The 5,605-nt window shown below is 51.5% G+C and carries 6 protein-coding genes; 5 read left to right on the forward strand and 1 reads right to left on the reverse strand.

Annotated elements, in window-relative coordinates:
- The 5 genes from ACFQY0_RS20760 to ACFQY0_RS20780 form a co-directional block, all read left to right on the forward strand.
- The coding region (locus tag ACFQY0_RS20760) for an RHS repeat-associated core domain-containing protein (protein ID WP_465262162.1) at positions 1 to 734 on the forward strand (734 nt) is incomplete at its 5' end.
- 89 nt (positions 735 to 823) lie between these two features.
- The gene (locus tag ACFQY0_RS20765) at positions 824 to 1,324 is read left to right on the forward strand and encodes a hypothetical protein (RefSeq protein WP_379716825.1); all 501 of its coding nucleotides are present in this window, start codon (positions 824 to 826) and stop codon (positions 1,322 to 1,324) included.
- Positions 1,325 to 1,943: 619 nt separating this feature from the next.
- On the forward strand, positions 1,944 to 2,768 hold the full coding sequence (locus tag ACFQY0_RS20770; protein WP_379716828.1) for a hypothetical protein: 825 nt from the start codon (positions 1,944 to 1,946) through the stop codon (positions 2,766 to 2,768).
- A gap of 30 nt (positions 2,769 to 2,798) precedes the next feature.
- Positions 2,799 to 3,239 (forward strand): hypothetical protein, encoded by a 441-nt coding sequence (locus ACFQY0_RS20775; RefSeq protein ID WP_379716831.1) that lies wholly within the window; start codon positions 2,799 to 2,801, stop codon positions 3,237 to 3,239.
- A 1,073-nt stretch (positions 3,240 to 4,312) separates the two neighbouring features.
- The gene (locus ACFQY0_RS20780; protein WP_379716834.1) at positions 4,313 to 4,951 is read left to right on the forward strand and encodes a hypothetical protein; all 639 of its coding nucleotides are present in this window, start codon (positions 4,313 to 4,315) and stop codon (positions 4,949 to 4,951) included.
- A gap of 240 nt (positions 4,952 to 5,191) precedes the next feature.
- Here ACFQY0_RS20780 and ACFQY0_RS20785 read toward each other — a convergent pair.
- Positions 5,192 to 5,605: hypothetical protein (locus tag ACFQY0_RS20785; RefSeq protein ID WP_379716837.1), on the reverse strand; the 414-nt coding region annotated here is incomplete at its 5' end.

Here is a 5,605-nt window from a genome sequence, read left to right on the forward strand (position 1 = left end):
GCGTCTGGGGATTTTTTGCTGAAAGTGTTTCGGAGAGCTTAGAGACTCGCCGTGCCGCCCTAGAAACGCATCAGGAAAACTACGGTGAGTCACGGAAAGCCGCGTCGGGTATCCCTCTTTGGCCATCCAGGGACCCGATCGAGGAAAGCGGAGGCGTCAATCTGTACACATTTGTAAAGAACCGTCCGTTAGGGCTGTTTGATTGGCTTGGCCTAAGTGATTCCAAAATGGAGTGCAGCAGCAAGGATCATCTAGGAAACTTCAAAGAACTGTCATTTGATATATTAGTAGAGACCCTGGCGAACCAATATCCGATTAGTGATCCAGTCTCACAAGTGCGAGATGCGATTGAGGGATTTCTGGAAGACTCGCAAAATCCGGAAGGAGATAGCCCTCTTGAAAAGCTTGAAAAATTCTTCGGTGAGCGAGTTAAGTCGCTCCAGAATATGGGGGTTCTTCTGAATGTTGCAGGCTTGCTTAAAGAATTAGAATCAGGCGTGTTGCTCGAAACCTACAAAATGGAGGCGTCAATGATGTGTTGCGTCTGCGAAAGTGAAGAAGAAGGTGGTGAGAAAAAATATTTCTGGAAAGAAGTTCATGGCGAGGATAACGCTCTAAGTATTGGTGAGGCCCTTACCAAGAAGTCAGGAAGGCAGCGCGTGGCTGACCATATTCGTGATGTTTCGGTGTCGGTTGCTAAACAACTGGCTAAAGAGTGCCCCAAGGAAGAGTAGTAACAAGAATGACAGTGTTCACATTGATTTCTGGGCCACGCCCAAAGGGGCTAATAGCCTTGTGTATGAGCAGTATGGTTATTGTTCCCATGAGCAATTACTTATATGCTAATGATGAGTCAAGTAACAACGCGTCGTCGCAGCCAGTTGAGGTCGGAGGTGTTGGCGAAGAGCGTCATAGAACAGGCTTCTATGAGAAGAATTTTGCTATGACCCTCAGCATGCTTGAGCCCCTGTATCGAGAAGGAAGTCCGAAGCAACGCGCGAGAATCGAACAGGTAGCCTATCTCGTTTTGAGAAATTACTGGGTGGGAACCCGCAAATTGGGAGCCGAGAAGAACAGGCACGTGGAAATCGCAGCGAAAAGTTTAGTTCAAGCTATCGGGAAATCTGAAAAGTTTTGGGCTCAAGTAGATCCGCCGGAAAACAGCAAGGAGGGGTCGGATGCTCACCATCCGGTAGTGAGGACGCCATTCGACCAAAAAGGAGCTAATGACGTGGTAGAACTAAAAACGATAGAAGATGTTCGGAACTTTAATCAGGACTTCAGAAACTTTCTTTTAGATTTGATGGAGGGGAAACAAAAATGAAAACCGGGTCAGGAAGAGAATCTTGTAGTCGTCAGGTGAATTACGGCGGTTTCTGTCAAAGGGTAGAACTGGGGGTCAGGCGACAAATCTTGACAGAGAAGCCTCCTGTTAGAGGCAATTTGCATCAGGGAGCGGGCCGTGAATCGTGGTGTTGATCCGAGGGATTTTGCCATGGGCAAAACCCATAGGTGCTCTTGGCCGTCGGGAGGGCCGGTGGGTCGAGCGGAAGAGCGGTCGGTCGTCGAAAAGGTTCCGCTCGACGCGGCGGCTCCCCGGCGGGGGCGCGAGCCGGTGATGCTCGCTTCATCTGGAGAGTCATCCGAAGCGCCTTCTTTCCCGGCCCGCCTGCGGGCGGTGGTTTGGGGGTGTGCGGTGATCCGGGAGGCGGTGGAGCGGAGCGGCACCGTGGGCAGGCGGGAACCGTCTCCCGGAGTTCACCGGCGGCCTGCGGCAGAATAGGGGTCAGTCAAAACTTTTTGACATGGCGTTCACGCGGGTAGCCGAGAGCTGCATCGACGCCCACCAGGGCGACGCCCCTGGAGCAAGGGGGGACAACGGCAAGGCCTGAAAAAGCCTCTTCCTTTAGCCGCCGAAAGTCGATAGGACTATGCCCAGAATTTTGGGCTACTACCTGTCAGAACCCGCGCCGAGCAAAAGCGACCCCACCGCGAAAGACCGCGTCTGGGGATTTGTTGCTGAAAGTGATTTGGCGAACTTAGAGAGTCGCCCTGCAGCCCGCCAACTGCACCGGGAAAACTACGGTGAGTCGTGGAAAACCGCGTCGGGTATCCCTCTTTGGCCATCCAGGGATCCGATCGGAGAAAGGGGCGGTATGAACCTGTACGGAATGATCGAAAATGATGCGGTCAACCTTTGGGACTTCATGGGCCTCTTGTCTCCACACATGGCCTATCCTACTACCGGTTACAATCCTTCTTCTGGTGATGACGACGATTCCTCATGTGAGTGCCCCGAGGACGTAGGAAATCAGAAGAATCTCAGGTTTCGTGTGCTCACATTGACTTACCATGGTTCAGAGTTCGAAGTTAAAGATCCTGCCTCTACGATCGGCGACGTAGTGCGCGATCATCTGGATAAAGCGAAAAACCCAAAGAAGCCGGATATTTCTGAGAAGAGAGACGTTCAAAAGAAACTGGACGATATTGCGGATGATATATCCAAAGCAGGAAAATGGGCGAAACTTGCTCAAGAAATTGGGTCGGGTGTTCCGATAATGGAGATCAGAGTTCGGATACAAGGTGATCTTTGCTTCGAAGAAAGCGAGGAGGGATCGACAGGTTACGCCTGGAAAACGATTGAAGGAAACGGTATACGAGAGGGCTTAGGTTTCCAGCTAATGAGTGAGCCAGAGAAATATGCTGATGCGCTTTTCGGTGCCAGCATCGATGCTGCGAACGATCACTCAGCACAGCTGCCGAAGTGACTGATTTTTTCTATTCGGCCTGAATTCATCATGAAGACTACCACTCTATTGTTTTTGGCAGTTGTTTTTTCTTGTCCTTGTTCAGTAGCTCGAGCCCAGCAAGAAGAGATAAAAGAAAATTCGCATGTCGAGGAGTACCACCGCAGGAATTTGTATCGATCTTACCATTTGACCAATCAGCTAATCGAGAGGTCCGTCGGCCCCAATAAGGAGCGCGCCATTAAGGATGGAGTAATCATGGCCTTCACCTACTTTGTGTTGCGTTCAAGGAGTCTGATCGATGCGGACAAGGCAATTGAGCATCATGTTAAGGAAATGTTTGAGAAGTCGAACATCGATCGAGCGATTATTGAAGACCCGCTTGACTGGCAAGATAAAGAGGTAAGTTCAGCGCTATTTACGGATCTTATACTTGAGGAGAACGAGTATCGAGAACTTGCCCGTGAGTTCAGTAAGCGGTATGGGCGTTGAGGGTGTAGGCATTAAAAGGGGGCATAAAAGACAGGTCTGACCAGTATCTGGGGGCGGTCCTAGAAAACGAGTGTCTGGGGTCGGTCCTAGAAAACGAGCACAAGTCTCTCTGTGTAAGTGGGTAACCGTAGAAACGAATAGTAGAATAGGGGTCGGTCAAAACTTTTAGACATTGCTTTCACGCGGGTAGTTGAGAGCTGCATCGACGCCGACTAGGGCGACGCCCCTGGAGCACGGGGGACACCGGCTAGGTCTGAAAAAGCCTCTTCCTTTAGCCGCCTAAAGCCGCTAAGACTATGCCCAGAATTTTGGGCTACTACCTGTCAGAACCCGCGCCGAGCAAAAGCGACCCCACCGCGAAAAACCGCGTCTGGGGATTTTTTGCTGAAAGTGTTTCGGAGAGCTTAGAGACTCGCCGTGCCGCCCTAGAAACGCATCAGGAAAACTACGGTGAGTCGTGGAAAACCGCGTCGGGTATCCCTCTTTGGCCATCTAGGGACCCGATTCAAGAGGCTGGTGGGCGCAATTTGTACGCATTCATTTTTAATCGCCCTACGAGTGGTGTGGACAAGTTGGGATTGAATCCACTGTTGGACATCATGAATCCAGACGGTCCGGTTGGCGGGCCGGAACCTGGTCCTGATCCTAGCCCTGAACCGGGAAATCCTTTGTTGGATATTCTGGATCCGCCTGAGCCTTCATCCGATCCGTATCCTCCACGAGGCGGCTATGAGGGAAGGTATATTTGTCGCCGTGACGGGACATACGATGGAGGTGCAATCCCTCCAAATCCTGATGAAAATGACGAATGTTGCGTCGAGGGGAAATGCGTCTATGAGTGTACTCCGGCACCAGGAAGCCCTAGTGACGCTCCCTTCACAGACATCCGGTTTAATTTCAAGGAGTGCGGCCCGGATGTCCTAAATCGCGGTTCCTCTCATAACCTACTCGATGACTATTGTCCTGATACAATCGAGCTAACATTACAGCTCAGCCCAAACGGAACGTTCGACACCCCTGATGTCCCTCCAAATGCGCCCCCTAGAGGGTTGTCTCCCAACCCTTTCTAGAGAATGAAATACGGTCTTTTGATAGTGGCGGTGCTTTCGATCTCTAGCTTTGCTTCGGAACCGAAATTAATTGATCCGTCTCCCGCAGAAATTCCTTTTCCTGAAAAATCAAGTGATGTGATTTCACTGTCTAATGGCAGGCTGCTTGTCTCGATTTTGAATCGACATGGCGGATCGCTTCTTTCCGCGAAGTCTACTGACGGTGTGGCGGATGAAATCCAACTGGGATTTGAGGCTTCGATGCGCTCGACCGTAACAGATGAAAAGCGCGGTGAAATCTGGTGTGTCCTTTGGGAGGCTACTAGGCTGGGTCGACAACCGAAGTTCTTGGTGAGTGCATCGTTAGAGAAGAGAGAGCGCGGCGGGGCCCAACTGGCTTTGTTTCCGTTACTCCTTCAAGAATCTTCTGAGATCATCGATATTATGTCCGTCGCCAAGGGTGAATTGCGGGTGATCGTGCGCACGGTAGATCAAGCTGATTCCGCGAAAGGAATAGTGTACAGGGAAGGCAAGGTGAATATTTCTGAATTAGAACGCATTAAAACTGATTTTCCCAATTCACATGAGCCCTCACGCGAGATTATACGCCAACAAGTGCGTGACCGCAGAGAAGGTGCAACGGAGACGGTGGAAGATGAATAGGATCTGTAGAACCAGATCGGTCTGTGTAACTGGCGGCAGAATAGGTGTTACGCACCAAATTGACATCGTACATGGTTTTCAAATTGTGACTGTACGGATTTCGGTCGGATTTCCACGATATCATCGAGTTTTGTTACCATTGGTGAGAGTAAGGTGTCAGGTGATAAATCTTGCAATCCTTGAGCCAATTACGGCGGAGAGTAAGGTGTCAGGTGATAAATCTTGCAATCCTTGAGCCAATTACGGCGGAGAGTAAGGTGTCAGGTGATAAATCTTGCAATCCTTGAGCCAATTACGGCGTTTCTGGTAGATGGCGACCAGGCTCCGCGCCGCTGTAATTGGAAAAGGGGTCGGTGCGTGAATCGTGGTGTTGATCCGAGGGATTTTGCCATGGGAAAAACCCATAGGTGCTCTTGGCCGTCGGGAGGGCCGGTGGGTCGAGCGGAATAGCGGTCGGTCGTCGAAAAGGTTCCGCTCGGACGCGGCGGCTCCCCGGCGGCGGCGCGAGCCGGTGATGCTCGCTTCATCTGGAGAGTCACCCGATGCGCCTTCTTTCCCGGCCCGCCTGCGGGCGGTGGTTTGGGGGTGTGCGGTGATCCGGGAGGCGATAAAGCGGAGCGGCACCGTGGGCAGGCGGGGACCGTCTCCCGGAAT

Origin of the sequence: Haloferula chungangensis, assembly GCF_042664875.1 — a bacterium.
Lineage (GTDB): Bacteria > Verrucomicrobiota > Verrucomicrobiia > Verrucomicrobiales > Akkermansiaceae > Haloferula > Haloferula chungangensis.

Bases quoted from the DNA above. Each gene is read 5' to 3' on its own strand.
- ACFQY0_RS20765 (WP_379716825.1), top strand. From the start codon at position 824: ATGAGCAATTACTTATATGCTAATGATGAGTCAAGTAACAACGCGTCG.
- ACFQY0_RS20775 (WP_379716831.1), top strand. From the start codon at position 2,799: ATGAAGACTACCACTCTATTGTTTTTGGCAGTTGTTTTTTCTTGTCCT.
- ACFQY0_RS20780 (WP_379716834.1), top strand. From the start codon at position 4,313: ATGAAATACGGTCTTTTGATAGTGGCGGTGCTTTCGATCTCTAGCTTT.